Genomic DNA, 24,160 nt, shown 5'->3' with positions numbered 1-24,160 from the left:
CAGGATTGACGCCGAGATGCGGGTTTTGATCGTCGACGACGAGCCGCGGCTCACCAAGACATTGAGCTTGGGGCTGCGGGCAGAAGGCTGGGTGGTGGTTGCGGCCGACAATGGTGTCGACGCTGTGCATCACGCGGTCGAAGACGATTTCGACGTCATCGTGCTCGACATCATGTTGCCCGGGATGAGTGGGTACGAGGTGCTGCGCCGCATCAGGGCCGAGCAGGTGTGGACACCGGTGTTGATGCTGACCGCCAAGGACGGGGAATTCGACGAGACCGACGCCTTGGACCTCGGCGCCGACGACTATCTCACCAAACCGTTCAAGTTCAACGTGCTGGCCGCGCGGATGCGTGCCCTGCAGCGCCGCTGCGCCCCGGAGCGCCCGGTCGTGATGACGGCGGGGACGCTGTCGCTGGACCCCGCCCGCAAGACCGTATCCCGCGATGGCGTCCCAATTGAGTTGACGCGCAGGGAATTCGGCCTGCTCGAGTACTTGATGCGCAACAAGGACACCGTCGTCACCAAGTCCGAGATCCTCCGCAACGTATGGGACGCCCACTATTCCGGGCCGCACAACGTCGTCGAGGTGTATGTGCGGTACGTCCGCCGGAAGATCGATGCGCCCTTCGGCACCAACACGATCGGCACCGTGCGCGGTGTGGGTTATCGGCTGGAGTCCGGCGAAGTACCCGACGGAAACTGAACGCAAACGGCGGTGCCGCCGCCGGGTCGGTCGGCCATGTTGATGCTGCCGTCATGTGCCGCAACGATTTCGGCGACGATCGACAGTCCGAGGCCGGTGCCGCCGCCGCTGCGGGACCGGTCGGAGTCCAGCCGGACGAACCGGTCGAACACCCGGAGCCGGTCCTTGGCCGGAATCCCCGGCCCGTCGTCGGCGACCGCGAGCAGGATGCTGCCGTCGTGCTCACTGAGGGTGATGTCGATGCGTGAATCAGCATGGCGGGCTGCGTTGTCGGTGAGGTTGCGCAACAACCGCAGCAGTGCGCGGGAATCACCGCGCAGGTGTGCCGGCGTGATGTCGCGGTGGATCGAGAGGGTGGTTTCGCGACACAGCCGGTCAGCCTCGGCGATGGCGATGGCCTCCAGGTCGACGTCCTCCCTGCGTAGCTTCAGACCTCGCTCGTCGGCGCGGGCCAAGAGCAGAAGATCGTCGATGAGCAGCTGCATGCGCTGGGCCTCGGGGATGAGGGTCTGCTCGATCATGTCCTGATCGAGCAGCTCAGGGTGCGACTGCGCGACATCGAGCGCCGAGATGATCGTGGTCAGTGGGCTACGCAGTTCGTGCGAGGCGTCTCCGACGAACTGCCGTTGCGCGTTGTGGCCCATCTCGAGGCGGGCCAGCATGGCGTTCATGGTGTCGGCCAGGGCGGCGATCTCGTCGTGGCTCTCCGGCATCGGGACGCGCTCGGAGAGATCCGAGGTGCTGATGTCGGAGACTCGGGCGCGGATGGCGTCGACCGACCTCAGCGACCGCTTGACCAACAGATACGTGGCCATCGCGACCACGGTGATCACCAAAGGTGCTGCGCCGCAAAGCAAGAAGGCGACCGTCTGGACGGTATTCTCGGCGACCTCGCTGCTGCCTGCCACCAGCACCGTGTAGTGGCCGCTGGAGGTGTGTACGCGTTCCCCGACGATGCGCAGGTCGTTGTCCGGAGTTGCGTTGTCCGACATCTGAGTCGGCGTCTTGCCGATGCCGCCGATCGGGACCAGCGGGGTCGAGGGGGCGTCGGTCGAACGGTAGACGACGGTGTCGTTGTCCGAGATCACCTGGATCGCGATGATCCGCTGGTCGGTGTCCAACAGGGCGCTGTCGAACTCGTTGGGCGGCTCGGAGCGCAGCCCGCTGACGATGTCGTGCAGGCGGGCCGCTGCGGCGTCGTCGACCTCGGAGATCAGGAAGTGGCCCAGCAGCGCGACCAACGCGGCTCCGGCGACGACGTGCACCACCAGCACGACGGTGGCCGCGACGATGGCCGACCGGGTCGCGATGCCCCAGCCGCGGGGCCGCAGCCGCAGACCGCGCGTAGCGGCGCGTGACGTCATCCAGACAGTTTGGGCCCAGTTGCCACCAGAGTGTGCGCCGGGGTCGAGACGGCCGCCTGCCCGGGAAATCCGGCGAGAAGGGCGAACGCAGCGCTACATGTCCGCAATCTTCATGACGGCTGAAAGAACGCTGAGAGCAAAGTTCACGGTGGGTTTTATCAGCGTTCTCTCATCGAAGCCCTGTCACCATTTGGGCTCCGGTCGGGAAGCCCGAATCGCTCGTTTGCCAGAGGAGAACAGATGTACCAGCCAGACAAGCCGCGCCACCGCGTAAAGAAGTTGGCGGCGGTCGCCGGTCTGGGCGCCATGGCCGTGATGGGTGTGATCACCGCGATCGACGGCACCCCGGCCACCGTGGGCGGAACCACCGATCAGGTCGCCATGAAGCTGGGCGCCACCGTCACCATGACGACGCCTCCCACGGCGCCGGAAACCTCGTTCGCCGCGCCGACGGTCAAGGCCACGCCGAAGTAACTGGGGCCCTCACCCCTCGGGACGCTCGTCCAAGACGCCCTCGACGAACACCGACGGCACTTTCCCGTCGTCGGCGTCGTCGAGTGGTGCCCGGTGATAGCGGGCCATCAGTTCGTCGGCCGCGACCGACGAGACTTGCCAGCAGTGGTCGTGCAGCCACGTGGCCACATCGGCCCGCTCTTCGAGGTACCAGAGCTGGGCCGGGTCGGGCAGGTCGTGCCCCGTTTGGCCGGCCTGCTCACGGAGCTGCTGCAGCCGCGCCTGGCGGCGGGCGAGGTAGTCCTCGGTGAAGAAGTCGGCGCTGAAACCCTCGACGGCGATACGGCTGTCGCGCGCCGACAACTCGGTGATGCGCTCGAACAGCAGATCCTGCGCGGTGGCGGGCAGATAGGGCAGCAGACCCTCGACCGACCACGCGGTGGGTTGCGCCGGGTCGAACCCCGCCTGACGCAGCGCGGTCGGCCAGTCCTGACGGAGGTCGACCGGGACGGCCACCAGCGCCGCGGCGGGCCGGGCATGGTGTGACTCCAAGACCTCGGCTTTGAACTGCAGCACCTTCGGTTGGTCGATCTCGTAGACCACGCTGTCGCCCACCCACGGCAGTCGCCAGGCCCGGGCATCGAGGCCGGCCGCCAGGATCACGGCCTGCTGTATGCCGCTGGCCCCCGCGGCGATGAAGAACTCGTCGAACCACTTGGTCCGCGCCGCGGCGTAGTCGCCGATGGTCCGGATCCGCTCGGCCATCGCGCCCTGCGGCGGCACCCAACCGCGCTCGGCGGCGGCATCGAGAAACATCTGCGCGTACGGATCGAGAAACAGCGGAGACTCCGACGCGGTCTCGTGGGCCCGCGCCATGGCCACGCCCAGCGCCGTCGCACCCACGCTCTCGTTGATGTCCCAGGTGTCGTCGTCAGTTCTGCTCACTGTGTCCAGTGTTCCCGAACTTCGCTCGTCAGGTGCGTTCAGCTGTCGATGTCGCGCAAGTCGTCACGGGTGAGCAGGTCGTCGCGGATGTTCTGCTCGCGGTAGGCGAGTTGCCCGACCCGGTTGGCCACCACCGGCGCCGTGATCAAGGTGAACAGACCGGTCAGGATCACCATGCCGACGTCGGCATTGCCCCGCAGCCGGATCGCGGCGCCTGCCAGCACCAGAAGCAGTCCCAGCACCTGCGGCTTGCTCGCGGCGTGCATGCGCGAGAGCGTGTCCGGGAACCGGACCACGCCGATCGCAGCGGTCAGCGCCAACGTCGAGCCACCCAGAATCAGGACCGCGGTGACGATGTCGAGGAAGTTCACAACACCTCCCGCTTGTTGCGGGCTTTGTCCGTGTCGGGCACGCGGAAACGCGCCACGCTGACCGAACCGACAAAGCTGATCAGCGCCAACGCGGTCAGGCTGTAGGTCACCGTGCTGTCCAGGCTGAACGCCGCCCACGTACCGATCGCACACATCGTGACCGCGACCAGGGTGTCGAGAGCCACGAGGCGGTCCAGGGTGGTCGGCCCGGCCAACAGCCGGAACATGGTGGTGGCCGCGGCGGCCGAAAGCATCACCGCGGCAATGATCCAGACGGTAATCACGTGCGGCCCGCCCCCTGCTCCGCTGCCGGCTGCCAGTCCTCATCCCGCTCGAAGGCCGCGACCAGCATCCGCTCGACCTGCTCGACCTGACGGTAGAACCGGTGCACCGACCGTTCTGAACCCACGTCGATCACGTGCAGATAGAGCATCCGGCGCGACTGGTCGATCTCCAGCACGATCGAGCCCGGGATCAGGTTGAAGATGTTGACCGCCAGGGCCAGCACCAGATCCGACTTGAGCGCCAGATGCGCCCGCAGCACCGCGACCAGCGGTGGCGGGCCGGGTCGGATCGCCAACCACGCCACCTGCACCGAGGACAGCACAAGGTAGTAGCCCACCAGCACATTGAGTTTCAGCAGCGACAGGGGATGCAGCCGACCTTCGACCGGCACGGCAGGCAACGGCAGCAGCAGCGTGATCACCAGCGCCACCACCAGCCCGCTCGCCATGTTGGCGATCGAGAAGTGGCCCCACAACAGGCACCAGACCAGGATCAGGAAACACAGGATCCAGAGCCGCAGTAATTGGCGTCTCATGATCGTCTCCTCTTCGCGCAAGCGCTCATCGGTACGCACCTCCGAGGACTGCCGAAATGTACTGACCCCGGTCGAGCACCTCGGCGGCCGACCGCTCGGCGTAGGAGAAGATCGGTCCGGCAGCCACGGTCAGCGTCAGCCCCACCGCGATCAGCGCACCCGTCGGCACCAACATCCCGATCGGCATGCGCCCCACGCTGTCCCGGTCGGCGAACTGGATGTCCTCGATGTCGTCGAGCAACACCGCGGGCGCGGCCGCGGCCAGGTGGCCCTCGGGTGCGTCGGCTCGGGCCCGCCAGAACGCCTTGGTCCACACGCGGGCCACGACATAGAGCGTCAAAAGGCTCGTGACGACGGCGCCGCCCACCAGGATCCAGGCCAGCGTCGACCCGTTCTGGGCGCCGGCCTCCAGCAGGGCGATCTTGCCGATGAAACCGGAGAACGGCGGGATCCCACCGAGATTGAGGGCGGGGACGACGAACACGAAGGCCAGCACCGGGCTGGCCGCGGCCAAACCGCCCAGCCGCTGCAGCGTCGACGCCCCGGCCTGTCGCTCGATGAGGCCGACCACCAGGAACAACGTCGTCTGCACGACGATGTGATGCGCGACGTAATAGATCGCCCCCGACATTCCCAGCTGATTGCCGAGCGCGACTCCGAACACCATGTAGCCGATGTGGCTGACCAGCGTGAAGGACAGCAGCCGCTTGATGTCGCTCTGCGCGATGGCGCCGAGGATGCCGATCACCATCGTCAGCAGCCCCGCCACCAGCAGCACCGAATCGAGCCCGCCGCCGGGGAACAGCAGCGAGTGCGCCCGGATGATGGCGTACACACCGACTTTCGTCAGCAACCCGGCGAACACCGCCGTGACGGGCGCGGGCGCGGTGGGGTAGGAGTCGGGCAGCCAGGCCGACAGCGGGAACACCGCGGCCTTGATGCCGAACGCCACCAAAAGGACCGCGAACAGCGCGTCGCGCGTGCCGGTCGATATCCCGTCGAGCCGCAGCGCCAACTCGGCCAGGTTGAGGGTTCCGGTGGCGGCATAGACCAGCGCGATGCCGATCAAGAAGATCAGCGACGACACCATCGACACCATCACGTACGAGATGCCTGCCCGCACCCGATCGGGGCTGGCGCCGATGGTCAGCAGCACGAAGCTCGCGGCCAGCAGCACCTCGAACCCGACGAACAGATTGAACAGGTCACCGGCCAGAAACGCCGTGCACACACCGGCCGACAGCACCAGATACGTGGGCATGAAGATGGACACCGGCTGGCGCTCGTCGCCGTCGCGGATACCCTGCCCGATGGCGTACACCACCACCGCCAGCAACACGATCGACGACACCACCAGCATCAGCGCCGAGAGCCGGTCGACCACCAGCGTGATGCCCAGCGGCCCCATTCCCGGCACGCTCTGCGCCCAGCCGCCGACATGCAGCACGAGTGTGCCGTCGCGGTCGGCCAGGTAGAGCAGCGACGCGCACACCGCAACCACGGTCGCCAGGGCCACCTGCGTGATGATCCGCTGCAACCGCGGGCGACGACCGGCCACCAGCGTGGCGGCCGCGCCGAGCGCCGGGATCAGCACCGGCAGCGGGATCAGACTTTGGGCGCTCACTTGGACCCCTCGAAACCGGGCAGTGCGTCCAGCTCGTCGGGGGCATCGGTATCGCGCGTGGCCGTTGGCTGGGGGATGTCTTCCGCCTCGTCTTCTGTGCCGGACTGCTGCGACACTCGCGTGTCCTCGGGATCGTTGCTGACCTCTTCGACAGTGGTCAGCCGGTAGGACCGGTATGCCAGCGCCAACACGAACGCCGCGATGCCCATGCTGATGACGATGGCGGTCAGGATCATGCCCTGCGCGAGGGGATCGGCCGTCGTGGTGGCGCCGTCGCTGGTGTTGCCGCGGATCGGCGGATTGCCCGACGGCCCGCCGACCGTGAGCATCAGCAGGTTGACGGCGTTGCCGATCAGCAACAGGCCCAGGAGCATTCGGGTCAGGTTGCGTTCGAGCAGCAGGTAGACGCCGGTGCTGGTGAGGCCGCCGATGAGCAGCAGAGGAACCAGGAACGTCGTCATCGCGTCACCGCCTTGGACAGCCCGGCCGCCTCTGCCAGCTCGGTGTCCACGCGCGCGCCGAGGCTGCGCAGGACGTCGAGCACCAGGCCGACCACGATGAGATACACCCCCAGGTCGAAGAACAGTGCGGTGACGAGCTTGACGTGGCCGAACACCGGGAGGTCGAGCTGAAGCACGGCCGACGACAACGCGGGTGCACCCAAGGCCACCGAGGTGATCGCCGTGGTGGCCGACAACGCCAGCCCGGTGCCCAGGATCTTCCCGGCATCCAGCGGCAGTGTCTCGCCGAGTTCATAGCGCCCGCCGGCCAGATACCGCAGCACCAGGGCCAGGCCCGCGGTCAGTCCACCGGCGAAACCTCCGCCCGGGTGGTTGTGCCCGGCGAAGAAGAAGTACGCCGACAACATCATGATCAGCGGGAAGATGATGCGCGTCGCGACCTCGAGCACCAGCGACCGGTGCCGCGGATCACGCAGTTCGCTGCCGCGCAGCCAGGTGATGTCGCCGGCGGCCGGGCTGTACGCGGCGATGGGCCCGATGTCGGGCTGACCGACGGCCTGGCTGACCCGCGGTGCGGCGCCGAACCGACGGTGCCGGAACACCAGCGACGCGACGCCCGTCGCCGCCACCAGCAGCACCATGATCTCGCCCATGGTGTCCCAGGCGCGGATGTCGACCAGCAGGACGTTGACGGTGTTGGATCCATGCCCGCGGTAGTAGGCCGCGTCCGGCAGCAGTGCGGCGATGCCGACGCCGGTGCGTGCGGCCATCGCGTACACCGCCAGGGTGGTCACCGCGACCCCGACCGCCAGCGCCAGAAGCGCACGCGGCAACCGGTGACGGTTGATGTTGGTCCGGTCCGCCTCGGCGGGCAGGGTCCGCAACACCAGCAGGAAGATCACCAAAACCAGTGTCTCGACCAGGAATTGGGTCAAGGCCAGGTCGGGCGCGCCGTGGAATGCGAAGATCGCGCCACAGCCGTAGCCGGTCACACCGATCAGCAAAACCGCGGCCAGTCGATTCCGCATCACCACGGCGCCGAGCGCGGCGGCCAGCATCAGCACGCCGACGACCACCTGGATCGGGGAATCCCACAGCGCGAAATTCGGGCGGTTCCGCGCGCCCAACGCCAGCATGATGATCGGCACCAGCACGAGCGTCGAGAGGATCAGCGACTGGGTGGCGGGCAGCGAGCCGCGTTGCGTCACGGCGGTCAACCGGACGGCGAAGATGTCCAATCCGCGGATCACCGCGTCGTACATGCGGTCGGCGTTGCCCAGCGGCAGGAAGCCGGACCCCGCGCGCGGCAACCGGTTCCGGCCGAAGAACGCGGCGGTACCGACGGCGAGGACGACCACCGACAGCAGCAGCGGCAGGCCCAACCCGTGCCAGAGCGCCAGGTGATAACCCGAGCCGCCGGGCATCGTGTTGGCGTATTCGTCGAGCACCGCGTCCATGCCGGCAGGCCATAGCCCGAAGGCCAGGCCTGCGGTGGCGAGGATGGCAGGAGCGGTGAGGAAACTGGTTGACGGGCGATGCATCTCGGCGACCCGGGTGCTCGGCTGCGGCAGACCCTTCGCGGCGAACGCGCCCCACAGGAAGCGCAGGCTGTAGATCGTGGTGAACACCGAGCCCACCACGATGCCGGTCAGCACCCACGGAGCCGCGGAGCCCAGCGCAGGGCTGTGCAGCACGGTCTCCAGGTCGGCCTCTTTGGCGACGAACCCGAAGAACGGCGGCAACGCGGCCATGCTCGCGGTCGCGCCGACGGCGATGACGAACAGCGGGCGATTGTGCCGTCCGAGCCCCGCGAGCCTGCGGATGTCGCGGGTGCCGGTGGCGTGGTCGATGATGCCGACCACCATGAACAGCGCTGCTTTGAACATTGCGTGCGCGCACAGCATGGCCAACCCGGCCAGCATCATGTCGCTGCCACCTGCCCCGACCATGACCGTGATCAGGCCAAGCTGGCTGACCGTGCCGAACGCCAGGATCAACTTGAGGTCATACTCGCGCACCGCCCGCCAGCCGGCCAGCAGCATGGTGAGCAGCCCGAGACCGATCACCATCGGCCGCCACAGCGGGGTGTCGGCGAACCCCGGCGTCATCCGCGCCACCAGATAGACACCGGCCTTCACCATGGCGGCGGCATGCAGATAGGCACTGACGGGCGTGGGGGCCGCCATCGCTCCGGGGAGCCAGAAATGCATCGGGACGATCGCCGATTTGGACAGCGCGCCGACGAGGATCAGCGCCACGCCGATCGCGGTCGCGGTGCCACCGGGCGGGGACGCGATCAGTTCTGACAACAGATAGGTGCCCGCCAGCTGCCCGAGCACCACGATGCCGACCAGCATGGCCAACCCGCCGAAGGTCGTCACCAGCAAGGCCTGGGTCGCCGCGCGGCGGCTGGTGGCGCGTTCGGCGTAGTGGCCGACGAGCAGGAACGACAGCACCGTGGTGGTTTCCCAGAAGATGTAGAGCACCAGCATGTTGTCGCTGACCACCAGCCCGAACATGGCTCCGGAGAACGCGACCAGCTCGGCGGCGAAGCTGGGCAGCCGGTTTTCTTTGTGCCCGTCGTGATGGTGGAAATAGTCGGCGCAATAGAGGAGGACAAGCGCGCCGATGGCCAGCACCAGCACGCTCATGATCGCCGCGAGCGAGTCGAAGCGCAGCGTGATGTTCATCGACAGTTCGGGCAGCCACGGGATGTGCAGAGTGGGCACCCGGTCGTGGCTGGGCCAGTTCAGCGCCACCCACACCAGCGATCCGAGCGGTACGAGGGCGAGCGGATAAAACGCCGCTCGGCCCCATCTGGCGACCAGAAGGGGCGCAAGCGCGGTGGCTACCGCGTGAGCGACCAATACGGCGAGCATGGCACTCCGATCTGGTTGGGGTCGGGGTGTCGGACACCGTTGAGCGCTGACGCGGAATCAACGAGCACAAATGGCGTCGGGGTTTCGGCCATTCTACGTGGGCGGGTGTCGCTAGCATCGATTCCTGTGGGAACCCGTGAGGTTCTGGTGGTCGGTGCCGGGCCGACCGGTTTGATGCTGGCCTGCGAGCTCGCGCTCGGCGGTGCAGCGGTCACAGTGCTCGAAGAGCGCACCACAACGCCCAACATCACCAGGGCTTTCGCCGTGCATGCCCGCACCCTTGAGCTGCTCGACGGGCGCGGCCTGGTCGATGAGCTCATCGCCCGCGGAGTGCCGGTCCACAACGTGGCTCCGCCCGGCGGCCGCACATTGGACTTGCGCGAATTGCCTACTCAGTTCGGCATGGTGTTGATCGTCCCGCAGAGCGGCACCGAACACGTGCTGGAGGAGCGGGCCGCCCAGCTGGGTGTCACGGTGCGCCGCGGTGCGGAAGTTGTCGGGCTCCAACAGGATGACGACGGCGTGACGGTCGAGTTGGCAGGCGGGGACAGTCTGCGTGCCGACTATGTCGTCGGATGCGACGGGGCGCACAGCGCGGTGCGCGAGCTGCTCGGCATCGACTTCGTCGGCAAGCAGTACGCCACGCACATCCTGCTGGCCGACGTCCGGCTGGCCGAGCAGCCCACCGAAACCCTGTTCGGCCGGACGAGCGCCGACGGCGTGGTGCTGTTCGTGCCGTTCGGTGACGGCTGGTTCCGGGCGATCGCGTGGGACCGGTCCCGGGAGCAGGCGCCGCTGGACGAGCCTGTGACCCTCGATGAGATGCGCGACGCGTTCAAGCGGATCGCCGGCGAAGACTTCGGCATGAGCGATATGCGGTGGAGCTCGCGTTTCCTCAGCGAACGACGGCAGGCCCGGCACTATCGGTCGGGGCGGGTGTTCTTGGCGGGCGACGCCGCACACGTGCATTCCCCGCTGGGTGGGCAGGGCATGAACACCGGGCTCGGCGACGCCATCAACCTGGGTTGGAAGCTCGCGGCCGCGGTCCGCGGGGAGGCCCCGCCGTGGCTGCTGGACAGCTACGAACGCGAACGGCATCCGGTCGGCGAGCGGGTGCTGCAGATGACCGACGCGTTCAACCAGATCGTGCTCGGCTCACCGGTCACGCGGCGGGCGCGGGCGCTCGTCCTCGCGACCGTGCTGCGGATACCTCGTACGCGCCGGTTCGTGGCCGAGCTGCTCAGCGGTATCGGCATCGCCTATCCCCACGCCCGCGGTGAGGACTGGCTGGTCGGTCGCCGGATGGCCGACGTGAAATGCGGCAACAGCCGACTGTACGAGCTGCTGCGGGGAGGCAAGTTCGTGTTGGTCACCGCGGCGCCGGTCGACGTCGCCGGCTGTGATGTCGTGCAGGCGATCGACAACCGGCCCGAATTGCCCGACGCGGTGCTGGTCCGGCCCGACGGCTACGTGGCCTGGGCCAGCGAACGGTTACCGCGTTCCTCCGACGTGCGTGCGGCCATCGCGCACTGGACCCGCGCCTGACTCACCGAGATTCACAAGAGGGACAAAATCAGGCCGAGATTTGTCCCCCAGTACAGCCTCGGTGTGGTGTCGGTACCGCGTGCCAACATTCCGGCATGGGTGGGGTGATCGTCGGCAGTGAAGCAATGTCCAAGCAGCTCGTCACGCGTAATGAACTGCGACACCACTACCAAAGGCTGTTCCCCGACGTATATGTGCGAGGGGAGCCGACGCTGCGCGACCGGACCGTCGGTGCCTGGCTGTGGTCGGGCCGTCGGGCAGTGATCGCCGGCGTCGCCGCGTCGGCTCTGCACGGTGCGGCGTACGTGGATCCCGACGTCCCGGTCGAACTCATCTGGAACAACACCCGGCCACCTGCAGGTTTGGTTGTGCGCAACGAGACCCTTTCTGACGACGAAATCAAGCGGGTCGTGGGCATGCCGGTCACCACACCTGCGCGCACCGTGTTCGACCTCGGCCGCCACTACCCACGCGACGAGGCCGTCGCACGTATTGATGCGTTGGCATGGACCCGGCGCGTCACCGTCGACGACGTCACGCCGCTTATCGCGCGTTACCCGAGCGTTCGGGGGATCCGGGCACTGAAAGTCGCACTGCCGCTGGTCGACTCGGGTGCCGATTCCCCGCGGGAAACATGGCTGCGCCTGCGATTGACCGACGCCGGAATGCCGCCCGACGAAACCCAGATCGTGGTGACGGTGGGACGCGGCCGCGTGGTGGCGGTGCTCGATATGGGTTGGGAGCAGTTCGGTGTCGGCGTCAATTACGACGGCATCTTCCACCAGTCCGACCGCAAACGCTATGTGCAGGACCGGAAGACCCTACGCGAGCTCGAGGCCATGAGGTGGATCGTCATCCGCGTGATCGCCGAGGACAACATCGCCGACGTCCTCGCCCGTGTCGAACGAGCATTGCTCAGCCGCGGCTGGCGTCGAGACTGTAGCCAGGGACAAAAATCGGCATGATCTTGTCCCTCTTGTGAATCTCGATGCGCACCTCAGAAATAGCGCAGCCACACGTAGATCCACGCCAGCGCTGTGCTCAGCAGCGTCACCACGACGCCGTAGCGGGTGAAGCGCCAGAAACTGATCGGGTGCCCGGCGCGCTGGGCGATGCCGAGCGCGACCACGTTGGCGCTCGCCGCGATCGCGGTGCCGTTGCCGGAGAAGCAGGCGCCCAGCGCGAAGGCCCACCACAGCGCCTGGCCGGTGTCGGCGTCCGGGGTCTGCGCCACCATCGATTCGACGACGGGCGTCATGGTCGCGGTGTAGGGGATGTTGTCGACGAACGCGCCGACCACCGCCGACCCGAACAACAATGCCGTGGCCGCGCCGAACCAGTTGTCGCCGAATGCCGACTCGGCCACCGAGCCGAGTTTTCCGATCACTCCGGTGTGCACCAGCCCGGCGACCATCACGAACAAGCCCATGAAGAACACCAGCGTCGGCCACTCCACCTCGGGCAGGATCTCGCCCACGTCGACGTCGGTGACCAGCAGCATCACGCCGGCCCCGAGCAGGGCCACGACCGACGGTGCCACAGGCAGTACCGAATGCAGGGCGAAGCCGAGGATGACCAGGTTCAGCACCACCAGTGCGCGAACGAGCAGGCGGGTGTCCTTGATCGCCCGGCGTTCCTGCAGCGCCATGACCTCATCGATGTGAATCTCTTCGGCGCGCAGGTCTTTTCGGAACAGCAGCCGGGTGAACACCACGAACAGTGCGAAGATGATCGCCACCGCGGGCGCCATGTGCACCAGAAAGTCGTTGAAGGTCAAGCCGGCTCGGCTGCCGATGATGATGTTGGGCGGGTCGCCGATCAGGGTCGCGGCGCCGCCGATGTTGGATGCCAGTACCTCGGCGATGAGGTAGGGCTGCGGGGAGATGCGCAACCGGTCGCAGATCACCAGCGTGACGGGGGCGACCAGCAGGATGATGGTGACGTTGTCGAGCACGGGCGACGCGATCGCGGTGATCAGCATCAGCATCACCATGAGCCGAAAAGGCTTGCCGCGTGAGCGTTTTGCCGCCCAGATCGCGAGGAAATCGAACAGCCCGGTCTGCTTGACCACACCGACGATGACCATCATCCCGAGCAGCAGGAAGATGACGTTCCAGTCGATGCCTTCGTGTTCGGAGTAGAACACCCGCTCGCCGGGGATGAGCCCGAGCAACGCCATCAGGCCGGCCGCGATGAGGACGGTCTTGACCTTGTCGGCCCGCTCGGTGGCGATGAACCAGAAGGCGGTGACGAAGATGGCCAGTGCCAGGACCGGGGCGAGCGAAGCGACGGGGGAGAAGTCTGCGGCGAGCGATGAGACGGGGGTGACTTCTGCGGCGAGCACCAGGGGGATCAGTCGCCGGGCCCGGCCACCGCCAGACTGGTCAGCAGCCGTTCGAGCGTCACCGCCCCGGTGAGCCGACCGGTGTTGTCGACGACGGCGATCAGCGGGCTGCGCTTGTTCGCCATGACGGTCGCGATCTCCAGCAGCGTCGCGTCGGGCGGCACAGTGGCCGGTTTCGCCACGGGTGTGGGCAGACAGTCGCCGACGGTGAGTTTGCCGGGTCCGTGCCAGAACAGGTCGGCGTGGATCTCGTCGACCGTGCGTACCAGGGCGGGATCGTCTTGGTAGGACTCGGGTATCGCCAGGCGCAGCACCTGGGTGCCGGGGAGTACCGCGACGGGCCGCCCCGAATCGTCGACCACCACCAGTCCGGGCAGCCGGTTGACCACCATGAGCTGGACCGCCTTGGACACCGGGTCGTCGATGCGGACCGTCGGTGGGTGGACGGCGATTTCGTGTGCCTGCATGTCTTCGTTCCAGTGGGTCGCTACGGTCATGGTCCTCGTTCTCCGAGTCGCCGGGCGTCGATTGCGCTCAGTTTGGGGCGCCGTCCGGTCGCTGACCATCGGGTCTGACACCCATTCCGAGGGGGATGGCGCCTGTATGGACAAACCTCGGCGTCGCACGCCACCCTGGTGGGGTGAAAGCGGCGCGCACCCCGGCGACGGCGCTGTTCCGTCGGGTGTTTCTCATCAACGGGCTGATCTTCACGCTCGGCACGTTGATCCTGGCGGTGTCGCCTGCGTCGGTGTCGTCGCGCATCAAGCTCGCCGAAATTCCGGTGCTGCTCGTGGGTTTGGTGGTGATCCTGACCGCCAACGCGGTGCTGCTGCGCTCGAGTCTTGCCCCTCTGGATCGGCTCGCCGCGTCAATGCGGCGAGTCGATCCGCCCAAGCGCATCGACCGGATGAACCCGGGAGGCAACAGCGATCTGGAAAACCTGATCACGTCGTTCAACGCGATGCTCGATCGGTTGGAGATCGAGCGGACCACCGCGAGCGCGTCGGCACTTGCGGCTCAGGAGAACGAGCGTCAACGCATCGCCCGGGAGTTGCACGACGAGATCGGCCAGACCCTCACGGTGGCCCTGCTGCGGCTCAAACGGGTCGCCGACCAGGCCCCCGCGTCGATGCAGGACGAACTCGCCGATGCGCAGGAGATCGTGCGGTCCAGCCTTGACGAGGTCCGCGAAATTGCCCGACGCCTGCGTCCCGACGCGTTGGAGGATCTCGGGCTGCACAGCGCACTCAACGCGCTGTGCACCGACTTCGGTCAGGCTTCGGGTATCGCCGTGGTCAAACATATTGCACCACAGGAAGTTCGGTTGCGCCCCGACGTGGAGTTGGTGTGTTACCGGATCGCCCAGGAGAGCCTGACGAATGTGGCACGGCATTCCGGAGCGAGCAAGGTGTGGCTCGATCTGCATTCCGGCGCAAGCGATGTGACATTGCGGATCGCCGACGACGGCCGCGGTGGTGTGGATGACGAAGGGGCGGGGATCAACGGCATGCGCGAGCGGGCGCTGCTGGTGAATGCCGAATTGGCCATCACCTCACCGCAAGACGGCGGCACGGAGGTGCGGTTGGTGATCCCGCTCTGATGACCGCACGGATTCTGCTGGCCGACGACCACGCGCTGGTGCGCAGCGGCCTGCGCATGATCATCGATGCCGAACCCGACCTGCAGGTGGTGGCCGAAGCGGCCGACGGGTACGAAGCGGTGTCGGCGCTCGACCAAACCCCGGTCGATCTGGCGATTCTCGACATCGCGATGCCGCGGATGACCGGTCTGCAGGCGGCACGTGAGATCAACCGGTCGCATCCGCACGTCCGCATCCTGATCCTGTCGATGTACGACAACGAGCAGTATTTCTTCGAGGCGCTCAAAGCGGGGGCATCGGGCTATGTGCTGAAGTCGGTCGCCGATCGCGATCTGCTGGAGGCGTGCCGGGCGACGATGCGCGGTGAGCCGTTTCTGTACGCGGGCGCGGTGACCGCCCTGATCCGGGACTATCTGCACCGGGCCAGGCAGGGGGAACTGCCGGACACCATCCTGACGCCGCGTGAAGAGGAAGTGCTCAAGCTCATCGCCGAGGGCTATTCGACGCGCGAGATCGCCGCGACACTGACCATCAGCGCGAAAACCGTTGACCGGCACCGCACCAACATCCTGGCCAAGCTTGGCCTGCGGGATCGGTTGGCGCTCACCCGCTATGCGATCCGGGCGGGTCTCATCGAGCCGTGAGCCCAGATCGGGATGGCATGGGACGCAACGCCGATGCCCCAGCCCATGATGGGCCAGACCGGCCAGAAGTACCACCCACCGCCGCCGAGCCCGACCGCCAGCCAGATGCCGATCATCAACAGCGAGACCGCGAGGTAGACGCCGCCGTGGATGCGGACGCTGAGCCGCGCGGCGCGGACCTGGGCGGCGCGACGGCGGGGATCGTTGCGCCGCAGCCGGGCCAGCGGGAGGTCGGCCACAAGTCCGCGAAGCTCACCGTGGGTGTTCGAGCGGAACGTGGTGGCCAGCCGGTCCTCGTATTCGGCCATGGTCAGGTAGCCCTGGGCAAGGGCTTGCCCGAGGTCGTTGGCGGTCTGCTCGCGCTCGCGGTCGCCTGCGCGGGTGGGTTGCTGCATGACAGACATGACGCCTCCGTTGAACTTGTCAGTGACTAGTTCCATGATGAACCCCTATCTAGTCAGCGTCAAGATGCAAAGTGTGTGTCGTGCCGATCGGCGGGGCGCCCGACCGCCGGGAACGCACACAGGTCTTTCCCAGGGCAAGCTGTGGCGCACGTCACCCGTGTCCGACCGGTCCGGTAGCCTCGGCCGCCGTGGGTATCCTTCTCGCGCTGGGCGCGGCGAGCATGTACGGGCTCTCCGATTTCCTCGGCGGCGTGCTGTCCCGCCGAACGTCGGTGTGGCGGGTGGCGTTTGCGGTCCAGCTGAGCAGTGCGGCGGTCCTGGCGCTGGTGGCGACGGTCTTCGGTGGCGCGCCGAGCAGCACGGCGCTGGCATGGGGTGCGTTGTCCGGCATTGGTTCCGGCGTGGGCACCGGGTTCCTGTACCGCGGCCTGGCGAATGGGCGGATGAGCGTCGTGGCGCCGCTGTCGGCGGTCGGCGCGGCCGCCTTGCCGGTTCTGGTGGGTGTGGTCATCGGTGAGCGGCCCAGCGCGCTGGCCTGGTTCGGCATCGTCTGCGCACTGCCCGCGATCTGGCTGATCGCCACCGGCGAGGGCGACGAGAACGTTGCGGGTGGGCATGTCGCCAAGGGTGCAACCGGCGTGCTTGACGGGATCGTGGCGGGGATCGGTTTCGGGTTCTTGTTTGTCTGCCTCGGTCAGGTGCCCGAGGGCTCCGGGCTGTTCCCGGCCGCACTCGGCCTGGCGGTGTCGGTGGTGGTCATCGCGGTGATTGCGAGCGTGCTGCGGCAAAGCTGGCTCCCGCGCGACCGGTATGCCGCGGTATCGCTGTCGGTCGGCTTGGCCACCGCGGCCGCCACCATGCTTTTCCAGCTCGCGACCCACTCCGGCCTGCTCGCCATCTCGTCGGTGCTGTCCTCGCTCTACCCCGCATTCACCGTGCTGCTCGCCGTCGTCGTGCTGCGGGAGCGAATCCACCAGGGTCAGGCGGTCGGGCTGGCGATGGCCGCCGGTGCGGTGACGCTGGTTACCCTCGGCTGACCCTGGCGGGTCCGACGATTCAGGGCTGTCGGACGCTCACTCCGCGGCGGCGCGCCTCATCGGCAATGCGCTTGAGCGTCCAGCGCACGACGATCCGATGCCCTCCGGATCCGATGACCAGGGCGCGGTAGATCTTCCCTCGGACGTGGGGGAACGCCGCCCAGGTCTGCGATCGGACGCGGGTGCGGTTCGGCGCCAGGGCGTCCAGTTCGAAGACCCATTCGTAGCTCGCGAACGGGTGGCGTCCGGCGAGGACGAGGCGCTCGGGCGCGCGGCACTCGCCGATCCTGAAGCCGCGCGGCGCGTGCGGGTCGGCCGGGTCGCCGCACAGGACACTCAGCACCGCCTCCCACGTTGTCGCCGCGTCTGCGTCGATGGTTGTGGCATGCTCGTCGATATAGGGTAAACGTTCCATATAGAAGGACCATACTAGATCGTGGCACCTCCGCGGAAGCATGAAACCGACGCAATTCTCGACGCGACACGCACACTCGTCCTGGCCGACGGTCCCCGGGCGGCGAGCGTCGCGGCGATCGCGCGGGCCAGCGGGGCCCCGGCCGGCACCCTCTATCACCGGTTCGGTAACCGCAACGGCGTCGTGACAGCGGCCTGGATCCGGGCGCTGGAGCGGTTCCAGGCCCGTGCGATGGCCGCGACGGGTCAGACGCCGTTGGAGGCGGCCGTCGCGATGGGGGTCGCAGCGGTCCAGTTCGCCCGGGCCACTCCTGACGATGCCCGACTCCTGCTGACCATCCGGCCCGGTGATCTGCTCGACGGCGAGCCCGATGCGGACTTCGAGACCCGGCTCGCCACCATGAACTCTCCGTTGATCGAGCGGGTACGCGAGCTGGCTCGCGGGGTGTTCGGCAACGACGACGCGCGCACGATGGATGCGATGACCCGGGCCGTGGTCGACCTGCCGTATGCCGCGGTGCGACGGCATGCCGACGATGCGCAGTGGCCCTCATGGCTCGAGGAAGATCTGGGGCAGGCAGTGCGTGCCCTGCTGTCGGTCGATCTGGCGGGCTAGCCGGGTTCGATGGTAATCCGGGCGTTTTGCGCGATCTCGACGAGCGCGCGGGTCAGCACCGAACCGGGTTCGGCGGCGCTGGTGACCAACGCGACCGTCGCCGTCACCGACGGATTGTCCAGCTCCACCACCCGTACCCCGGCGGGTGGACGCAAGGTCCGCAGCCAGGTTTGGGGCACGATGCTGGCCCATTGGCCGGTGCTGACGTGTGCCAGCAGCGACACCACCGAGTCCGCCTCCAACCGCGGGCTCAGGGTGAGACCGTGCAGGGCCAGCGCCGAGTCGAGAAGTTGACGACCCCGCATGCCCGTATTCAACAGGCACAGCGGCAGTTCCGATACGTCTTCCCACGTCGTCGGGTCAGGTTGGCTCGTCAGCAGGTCGCCGCTGGCGATGAGCACCTGGCGTTCCTGGTACAGCGGCGTGACGAGAAGATCTGTGGTGTTCTGACCGTCCGGATAGATGATGCCCGCATCGAGTTCGAAGCGGCGGATGCGTTCGACGACGCCTGCCGAGCGCAAGCTGCTCTCCAATTGAACTCGCACCAAAGGATGTTCGAGGCAGAACGGGTTGGTGAGCAGGGCCACCGTACTGGACGCGGCAGGGATCACACCGAGGCGTAGTTCGCCGGTCAGGCCGGTCTGCAGCGCGGTGACTTCGTGGATGAGGGCGTCGTGGTCGGCCAGGATGCGCCGCGCCCACAGCACGAGCCGTTCGCCTTCCGGGGTCAGCCCGTCGAAACTCTTTCCGCGCCGCACCAGCGGAACCTTCAGCTCGTTCTCCAGCTTGCGGATGGCCTCCGACAGCGCCGGCTGCGATACGTAACACGCCGCGGCAGCGCGGGCGAAATGCTTCTCGCGAGCGAGCGCCACGAAATATTCCAGCTGGCGAAAGAGCATGAACCATGAGACCACGGCTGATAGGCGAGACCTATCGGCATGTCGAATTTTCCGGTTGGACGTTTGCGCTGACCGACGGTCAGACTTAAATCATGGGCAACGAGATCAACGTGACCGTCACATCGTGCGTCGTACGGGTGACCGAGCTGGGCCGGTCTGTCGACTTCTATCGCGCTATTTTCTCGTGCCGGGTCGCGGTGCACACCGAGGACATGTCATTGTTGTTGACGCCCAAAGGCTTCCAGATCTATCTGCACGCCAAGGAGCCGTTTCTGGAGCGCGGTATCGGTGTGCTCGGTGTCCAGCACCTGGTGTGGTCGACCGACAGTGCGGCCGACCTTGAGCAGATCACTCGGCGCCTGCAAGCCTACGATCCCGCGACCTACGTCCACACCGATGACGAGACCGGCCTGACGTTCGTCGACGCGGTCGGCCCGGATTTCGAACGGATCATCATCACTCACCCGAACCCGACGAAATTGCCCCGCACCGCCATCGCGGATCGGCTGCGCGGCTGACCTATGGCGTCAGCGCCACCGATGCCTCGGCGGTGTAGCACTGGAACGTCATGGTCTCCTCCAGATACAGCTGTACGTTCTGGGTGTCGTGGGACAGGTATCCGATCGACACGTCTGTGCCCAGGTTCAGATCGAAATCGCCGCCGCGCGTGGACAATACAAATGCGCCGTCGATGGCGGGAGCCTCGAGTCCTGCGCGCCCCGTTCGACGTCGTCGACGTCGTCGACGTCCTCGCGCGTCACGGTGAACGGAACCCGCAGTCGCACCGGGGGTTTACTGTCGCGCAGCTGGGCGATCACGCCGTCGGCCGGTGCCGTCACAGCACGCAGATGCCCCGTGCTGACTGCGGCGCTCGACGGGCCGCCCGGCCCGGTCACATCCACCACGCGCCGTCCCGCGATGTGACGCTTGAACGTCCGCGCGGCTTCCTGTTCGATCTGGGCCCAGGCGAGATCGGTGACCGGAGCCAGGTCGCGGTAGAGGTTGTTCATCGCGGCGTTCCTTTCAAGCTTCCGATCGACAATTCGCTCGCGGGGGTGGCGGACGGTGGCAGCGGCGGCGGGTTGTCGAGGAAATCGACTGTGGGCGTGAAGAACAGACCGCCGGTGACGGCGGTGGAGAAGTCGAGGATGCGGTCGGTGGTGCCGGGTGGATCGCCCAGGAACATGTTGCGCAGCATGCGTTCGGTGACCGTTGGCGTGCGGGCGTAGGCGATGTAGTACGTACCGGATTCTCTTCGGCCCACTTCACCGAACGGCATGTTGTGCCAGACGATTTTGAGCTCGGTGCCGTCGTCGTCGGTGATGACGTTGAGCGCCAGGTGTGAATTGCGAGGCTTGTCGGCGTCCGGGAATTCGATGTCGTCGAGCTTGGTGCGGCCGAACGCACGTTCCTGCTCCGTCACCGACAGCGCTTCCCAACCTGCCATGTCGTGCAGGTACTTCTGCACGTGTACATAGCTGCCGCCGCGGAAGTCGGGGTCCTCGTCGCCGATGGCGGTCGAGCTGATTGCCAGTGCACCGCCGGGGTTTTCGGTGCCGTCGACGAATCCGAGCAGATCCCGGTTGTCGAAGAACCGGAAGCCGTGCACCTCGTCGACCACCGTGATCGCGTCGGCCATCGCATTGTGGACGTGGCTCGCCAGCGCGAAGCAGACGTCCATGCTGTCGGCCCGGATGTGGAACAGCAGGTCACCGGGCGTCGCCGGGGCGCGGTGCCGCGGTCCGTCGAGTGCGACGAAGGGATGCAACTGTGCGGGGCGCGGGCCGCTGAACAGCCGGTCCCAGGCAGCAGAGCCGATCGAGGTGACCATCGTCAGCTGCTTGGCAGGGTCGCGGAATCCGACTGAGCGGACCAACCCGGAGAGATTGCCGAGCGCGTCATGCACGGCGTCCTCGCCGCCCGCGTCGATGGTCGCCACCAGAAATACCGCAGCGGGCGTCACCGGTGTCAGCACGGGTTGCGGTTGCACCGCGCCGCTGCTCTCCGGTGTCGCCATCGGTTGTCTCCTCATTCGTGGGCGGTCGGCTTGACCCGACGATACGCACGGCTCCGACGGGGACGCCCGGGCAGCGCGACCTGCTGTCGGAGCCGACAAAAGTGGTTGTTGGCCATCACAATCCGAGGCCGTTCAGTCGGTGCGGCACAGTACGCTCGGATTCATGACCAACAAGAACGAACGCGAGGAAGCCATCGAAAAGGAGGAGGAGCGTCGCGAAGCAGAACGCGAACGTCTGGAGAAGGAGGAAGAGCGGCGCCTCCGTTAGCCGGCGCTTCAGTGTCGGTGACCGGGTCAGGGGTCCCCGAGGCTGAGATCAGATTGTGTTCAGTCTCAATGGCAAGCGTTTGATGGACCGGATGAAGTCGGTGTGAGCGTATTCCACGTCGCCGTTGGGGTGGACGCCGCCGAACTGTTCCACGATGGTGGAGAAGACGAGGTCGGCTTCTGCTCGGGCCAGGATTTGGCCGGCGCAGCCGTGGATGCCGGCGCCGAATGCGATGTGTCGGGACTTCGACAGGTCGCGGGTGTGATCGAAGGTAGTGGGGTCCGGGAACACCGTGGGATCGACGTTGGCCGCTCCGATGAGCAGCAGCAGGATCTCGCCAGCGGGGATGGTGACACCGCCGACCTCGGTCGGTTGGGTGGTCATTCGGGTGACGAACTGTTCCGGGGTGTCGATACGCAGTAGTTCTTCGATGATCCCGGGCCTGCTGGCCGGATCGGTGCGGTAGGTCTGGGCGACATGGGGTGATTCAGAGAAGCGACGCAGTCCGTGCACGATCAGGTAGGTGATGTCGAGATGTCCGACAGCGAACAGCAATACGAGGCATGCTGTGGTTTCGTCCCGACTGAGCTCGCCTTTGGATTCGGCATCGAGGAATGAGTCCAGCAGTCCATCACCGGGGTTGTCCCGTTTGAGGGCGATGATTTCATCGCAGTGAGTCACGAACCACCCCATCGCGTCCTCGACGCCGGTGATCTCTTCTTCCGTCGGGTTGGCGCTCAGTCCCGCGCCTACCGTGTAGGTCGCATTTCGTACGGCAAGGGCATCTTGGGGTTCGATGCCCAAAATGTCGCAGATGGTGCGGAAGGTGACGGGGAACGCCAAGTCCAGCACGGCATCGAAGGTGCCGCCGCCCGAGGCGATGCTGTCGAGGCGATCAGTCAGATGGGTTCGTGCGGTGTGCTGCCATTGTTTGACGGCGCGGGCGGTGAACCAGCGGCTCATCGCCTTACGCAGTCGGGCATGGTCGGGCAGGTCGGCGCCCAGCGGGCTGTGGTGTAGCAGCGACGCGGGACCAAAATCGATCTGTGCCACGCTCATGGTGCGGTCGAACAGCAGTCGGGAGACATCCTCGTATCGGGTGATCGCCCAGAAGCCGTACGGGTGTCGGTACACCGGGGCCTCTGTGTGTAGTCGCGCGTAGTAGGGGTAGGGATTGGAGCGGTATGCCGGATCGTCGACGGGGAGCAGTTCGGGGGTAAGGGTTTCGGGCATGAGGTCACCTCTTCTGGGGAATCGACTTTTCGATGGGTGGCAGTGCATGGCAACGGATTAGGACGCTTCGGCAGTCGGTTTGCGATCGGTGGGCCCGTTGGTTCGGGAGGTGGGCTGCCGGATGAGAAGACCGATCACCGCGACGGTCGGCACCGTGATCAGCAGTGTCCACATGACGGGGCCGTTGCCTCCGACGAGGGCGTCGAAGTTGTCGATGACCATCCACAGCACGGCGGCCATGCACAGGGTGGCCAGTGCCGGGGCGATCAGAGTTTGCCAAAGCGGGTACGGCGCCGGGTGACGCCGAAAGTAGGCGGGGATCGCGACCGAGGACAGCACGTAGAGCACGACCAGTGCGAGTACGGCCAGTCCGCTGAACCAGGTGAACAGATTGGTGATGGGATCCAGACCGGGGATGGCGAAGGCGGCCACGCCGGCAACCGCCAGGATGGTCTGGGTGATTGCCGCGATCCAGGGGGCCTGGTGGCGGTTGGTGCGTGCCAAGAGATGCGGGAACACGTGGTGCTCGGCCAAGGCGTGGAAGTAGCGGGTGATCATGTTGTGGAAGGCCTGCACACCCGCCAGAAGCGATGTGCACAGCAGGATTTGCGCCACCGATCCGGCCCATGGGCCGAGGATCGCGTTGAGCGGCTGCAGGACGAATTGGGTGGGATCGGTGCTGAGCACGTCCAGGGCGGCGGGTTGGGCGTTGGCCGAGCCGTAGTAGACGATCAACATCCAGATTACGAGGGCGAAGAAGACCGCGATGATGATGACCGAGATGTAGGTCGCGCGGGGCACGGTGCGGTGAGGATCCTTGGCCTCGGCCGCGTAGATCGCTGTCGACTCGAATCCGAACATCGAGGCGATGGCGAACATGACTGCCACTCCGGGCGCGCCGTAGAAAAATGCACCGGGACTGAAACTGCCGGCGACGTTCAGTGCACCCAGCCCCTTGGTGACAATGACCCCGACCGCAAACGCGCTGAGCAACAGGAATTCGAGGCTGACCAGGACGGCGAGCACTTTGGCGCCGAGTTCGACGTTGCGTGAGCCCAGAAACCACACCAGCGCGATCGCCGCCAGCGCACCGAGCCACCATGGCAGGTGCAGGCCGAGGTCGTTGGCCAACAGCGACGAGAGGCTTGCGCCGAGTAGACCGTACATGGCGAACTGAACAGTGTTGTAGGACAACAACGCCAGCAGTGAGCCGCTCGTCCCGACGCGCTGCCCGAGGCCGGCCCGGATGACGGCGAAGAACCCACCGTGGGCATCGATGGTGCGGGTGACGGTCGTGAATCCGACCGCGAACAGCACGATCACCAGGCCGACGGCGAGGTAGGCGCTGGGGGCGCCGGCGCCGTTGCCGAGCGCCACCGCGAGCCCGGCAGCTCCGACGATGCCGGTGAGCGGCGCCTGGGCGGAGAAGACGAAGAACAAGATGCTGGGCACACCAAAGGCATTCTTTTTCAAGTTGGTCTGCGGTGACGGAGTCGTGTCCATCCGAGTGTCCTTC

The 24,160-nt window shown here is 66.6% G+C and carries 25 protein-coding genes and 1 pseudogene; 9 read left to right on the top strand and 17 right to left on the bottom strand.

The window, feature by feature from the left end; all coding sequences use genetic code 11:
• The first annotated feature begins 16 nt into the window (after positions 1-16).
• Positions 17-706: a response regulator transcription factor gene (locus A5784_RS09095; RefSeq protein ID WP_064944461.1), complete on the top strand. Its 690-nt coding sequence runs from the start codon at positions 17-19 to the stop codon at positions 704-706.
• On the opposite strand, the gene A5784_RS09090 is transcribed toward A5784_RS09095, so the two are convergent.
• Positions 667-2,070 carry an ATP-binding protein gene (locus A5784_RS09090; RefSeq protein WP_064944459.1) on the bottom strand — a complete coding sequence of 468 codons (1,404 nt, stop codon included), beginning with the start codon at positions 2,068-2,070 and terminating at the stop codon, positions 667-669. The genes A5784_RS09095 and A5784_RS09090 overlap by 40 nt on opposite strands.
• Before the next feature lie 240 nt (positions 2,071-2,310).
• Here A5784_RS09090 and A5784_RS09085 point away from each other — a divergent pair, with 240 nt between their 5' ends.
• Entirely contained in the window at positions 2,311-2,544 is a 234-nt protein-coding gene (locus tag A5784_RS09085) for a hypothetical protein (protein ID WP_062827830.1), read from the top strand.
• Between the two features lie 9 nt (positions 2,545-2,553).
• Here A5784_RS09085 and A5784_RS09080 read toward each other — a convergent pair whose 3' ends face one another.
• Genes A5784_RS09080 through A5784_RS09050 form a run of 7 tightly spaced genes read right to left on the bottom strand, consistent with a single transcriptional unit; the run spans position 2,554 to position 9,623 of the window.
• Complete coding sequence (locus A5784_RS09080) at positions 2,554-3,468, bottom strand: SAM-dependent methyltransferase (RefSeq protein WP_064944458.1); 915 nt, start codon at positions 3,466-3,468, stop codon at positions 2,554-2,556.
• 38 nt (positions 3,469-3,506) lie between these two features.
• A complete protein-coding gene (mnhG, locus tag A5784_RS09075; protein ID WP_064944456.1) occupies positions 3,507-3,839 on the bottom strand; it encodes a monovalent cation/H(+) antiporter subunit G in 333 nt (110 codons plus the stop codon).
• A complete protein-coding gene (locus A5784_RS09070; protein WP_064944454.1) occupies positions 3,836-4,123 on the bottom strand; it encodes a monovalent cation/H+ antiporter complex subunit F in 288 nt (95 codons plus the stop codon). The genes mnhG and A5784_RS09070 overlap by 4 nt, the downstream gene beginning before the upstream one ends.
• Positions 4,120-4,659, bottom strand: coding sequence for a Na+/H+ antiporter subunit E (locus A5784_RS09065; protein ID WP_064944710.1), 540 nt, complete (start codon positions 4,657-4,659; stop codon positions 4,120-4,122). Before A5784_RS09065 ends, A5784_RS09070 begins: the two co-directional genes overlap by 4 nt.
• A gap of 25 nt (positions 4,660-4,684) precedes the next feature.
• Positions 4,685-6,283 carry a Na+/H+ antiporter subunit D gene (locus A5784_RS09060; protein WP_064944452.1) on the bottom strand — a complete coding sequence of 533 codons (1,599 nt, stop codon included), beginning with the start codon at positions 6,281-6,283 and terminating at the stop codon, positions 4,685-4,687.
• Positions 6,280-6,744, bottom strand: coding sequence for a Na(+)/H(+) antiporter subunit C (locus A5784_RS09055; RefSeq protein ID WP_064944450.1), 465 nt, complete (start codon positions 6,742-6,744; stop codon positions 6,280-6,282). Before A5784_RS09055 ends, A5784_RS09060 begins: the two co-directional genes overlap by 4 nt.
• Positions 6,741-9,623: a Na+/H+ antiporter subunit A gene (locus tag A5784_RS09050; RefSeq protein ID WP_064944449.1), complete on the bottom strand. Its 2,883-nt coding sequence runs from the start codon at positions 9,621-9,623 to the stop codon at positions 6,741-6,743. Before A5784_RS09050 ends, A5784_RS09055 begins: the two co-directional genes overlap by 4 nt.
• Before the next feature lie 126 nt (positions 9,624-9,749).
• Here A5784_RS09050 and A5784_RS09045 point away from each other — a divergent pair, with 126 nt between their 5' ends.
• Positions 9,750-11,168: an FAD-dependent oxidoreductase gene (locus A5784_RS09045; RefSeq protein WP_082944727.1), complete on the top strand. Its 1,419-nt coding sequence runs from the start codon at positions 9,750-9,752 to the stop codon at positions 11,166-11,168.
• 95 nt (positions 11,169-11,263) lie between these two features.
• The gene (locus tag A5784_RS09040; RefSeq protein WP_064944447.1) at positions 11,264-12,133 is read left to right on the top strand and encodes a type IV toxin-antitoxin system AbiEi family antitoxin; all 870 of its coding nucleotides are present in this window, start codon (positions 11,264-11,266) and stop codon (positions 12,131-12,133) included.
• A gap of 32 nt (positions 12,134-12,165) precedes the next feature.
• Here the strand turns inward: A5784_RS09040 and A5784_RS09035 are convergent, their stop codons facing one another.
• Positions 12,166-13,437: an ArsB/NhaD family transporter gene (locus tag A5784_RS09035; RefSeq protein ID WP_064944707.1), complete on the bottom strand. Its 1,272-nt coding sequence runs from the start codon at positions 13,435-13,437 to the stop codon at positions 12,166-12,168.
• A gap of 83 nt (positions 13,438-13,520) precedes the next feature.
• Positions 13,521-14,009 carry a CBS domain-containing protein gene (locus tag A5784_RS09030; RefSeq protein ID WP_232005990.1) on the bottom strand — a complete coding sequence of 163 codons (489 nt, stop codon included), beginning with the start codon at positions 14,007-14,009 and terminating at the stop codon, positions 13,521-13,523.
• Between the two features lie 143 nt (positions 14,010-14,152).
• Here A5784_RS09030 and A5784_RS09025 point away from each other — a divergent pair, with 143 nt between their 5' ends.
• Together A5784_RS09025 and A5784_RS09020 are read left to right on the top strand one after the other, a co-directional pair.
• On the top strand, positions 14,153-15,112 hold the full coding sequence (locus A5784_RS09025) for a HAMP domain-containing sensor histidine kinase (protein ID WP_064944445.1): 960 nt from the start codon (positions 14,153-14,155) through the stop codon (positions 15,110-15,112).
• Positions 15,112-15,756: a response regulator gene (locus A5784_RS09020; RefSeq protein ID WP_064944443.1), complete on the top strand. Its 645-nt coding sequence runs from the start codon at positions 15,112-15,114 to the stop codon at positions 15,754-15,756. Before A5784_RS09025 ends, A5784_RS09020 begins: the two co-directional genes overlap by 1 nt.
• On the opposite strand, the gene A5784_RS09015 is transcribed toward A5784_RS09020, so the two are convergent.
• The gene (locus A5784_RS09015) at positions 15,723-16,160 is read right to left on the bottom strand and encodes a DUF1707 domain-containing protein (RefSeq protein WP_064944706.1); all 438 of its coding nucleotides are present in this window, start codon (positions 16,158-16,160) and stop codon (positions 15,723-15,725) included. The genes A5784_RS09020 and A5784_RS09015 overlap by 34 nt on opposite strands.
• Positions 16,161-16,348: 188 nt before the next feature.
• On the opposite strand from A5784_RS09015, the gene A5784_RS09010 reads away from it, so the two are divergent.
• Positions 16,349-17,197, top strand: a complete 849-nt coding sequence (locus tag A5784_RS09010) for a DMT family transporter (protein WP_064944441.1) — start codon at positions 16,349-16,351, stop codon at positions 17,195-17,197.
• Positions 17,198-17,216: 19 nt separating this feature from the next.
• Here the strand turns inward: A5784_RS09010 and A5784_RS09005 are convergent, their stop codons facing one another.
• Entirely contained in the window at positions 17,217-17,612 is a 396-nt protein-coding gene (locus A5784_RS09005; RefSeq protein ID WP_064944439.1) for a hypothetical protein, read from the bottom strand.
• A gap of 21 nt (positions 17,613-17,633) precedes the next feature.
• Here A5784_RS09005 and A5784_RS09000 point away from each other — a divergent pair, with 21 nt between their 5' ends.
• Positions 17,634-18,227, top strand: coding sequence for a TetR/AcrR family transcriptional regulator (locus A5784_RS09000; RefSeq protein ID WP_064944437.1), 594 nt, complete (start codon positions 17,634-17,636; stop codon positions 18,225-18,227).
• On the opposite strand, the gene A5784_RS08995 is transcribed toward A5784_RS09000, so the two are convergent.
• On the bottom strand, positions 18,224-19,126 hold the full coding sequence (locus A5784_RS08995; protein ID WP_064944705.1) for a LysR family transcriptional regulator: 903 nt from the start codon (positions 19,124-19,126) through the stop codon (positions 18,224-18,226). The genes A5784_RS09000 and A5784_RS08995 overlap by 4 nt on opposite strands.
• Positions 19,127-19,218: 92 nt before the next feature.
• Here A5784_RS08995 and A5784_RS08990 point away from each other — a divergent pair, with 92 nt between their 5' ends.
• Entirely contained in the window at positions 19,219-19,644 is a 426-nt protein-coding gene (locus tag A5784_RS08990; protein WP_064944435.1) for a VOC family protein, read from the top strand.
• Between the two features lies 1 nt (position 19,645).
• Here the strand turns inward: A5784_RS08990 and A5784_RS08985 are convergent.
• The 4 genes and pseudogenes from A5784_RS08985 to A5784_RS08970 form a co-directional block, all read right to left on the bottom strand.
• A pseudogene (locus A5784_RS08985) lies at positions 19,646-20,136 on the bottom strand (encapsulin).
• Positions 20,133-21,143 carry a Dyp-type peroxidase gene (locus tag A5784_RS08980; protein ID WP_064944433.1) on the bottom strand — a complete coding sequence of 337 codons (1,011 nt, stop codon included), beginning with the start codon at positions 21,141-21,143 and terminating at the stop codon, positions 20,133-20,135. The pseudogene A5784_RS08985 and the gene A5784_RS08980 overlap by 4 nt, the downstream one beginning before the upstream one ends.
• A 316-nt stretch (positions 21,144-21,459) precedes the next feature.
• Positions 21,460-22,644 (bottom strand): cytochrome P450, encoded by a 1,185-nt coding sequence (locus A5784_RS08975; protein WP_064944431.1) that lies wholly within the window; start codon positions 22,642-22,644, stop codon positions 21,460-21,462.
• 57 nt (positions 22,645-22,701) lie between these two features.
• A partial coding sequence (locus tag A5784_RS08970; RefSeq protein WP_232005988.1) for an APC family permease occupies positions 22,702-24,160 on the bottom strand: 1,459 nt, incomplete at its 5' end.

Origin of the sequence: Mycobacterium sp. 852013-50091_SCH5140682 (assembly GCF_001665685.1) — a bacterium.
Classification (GTDB): domain Bacteria; phylum Actinomycetota; class Actinomycetes; order Mycobacteriales; family Mycobacteriaceae; genus Mycobacterium.
This window is presented reverse-complemented; position numbering and strand designations above follow the sequence as displayed.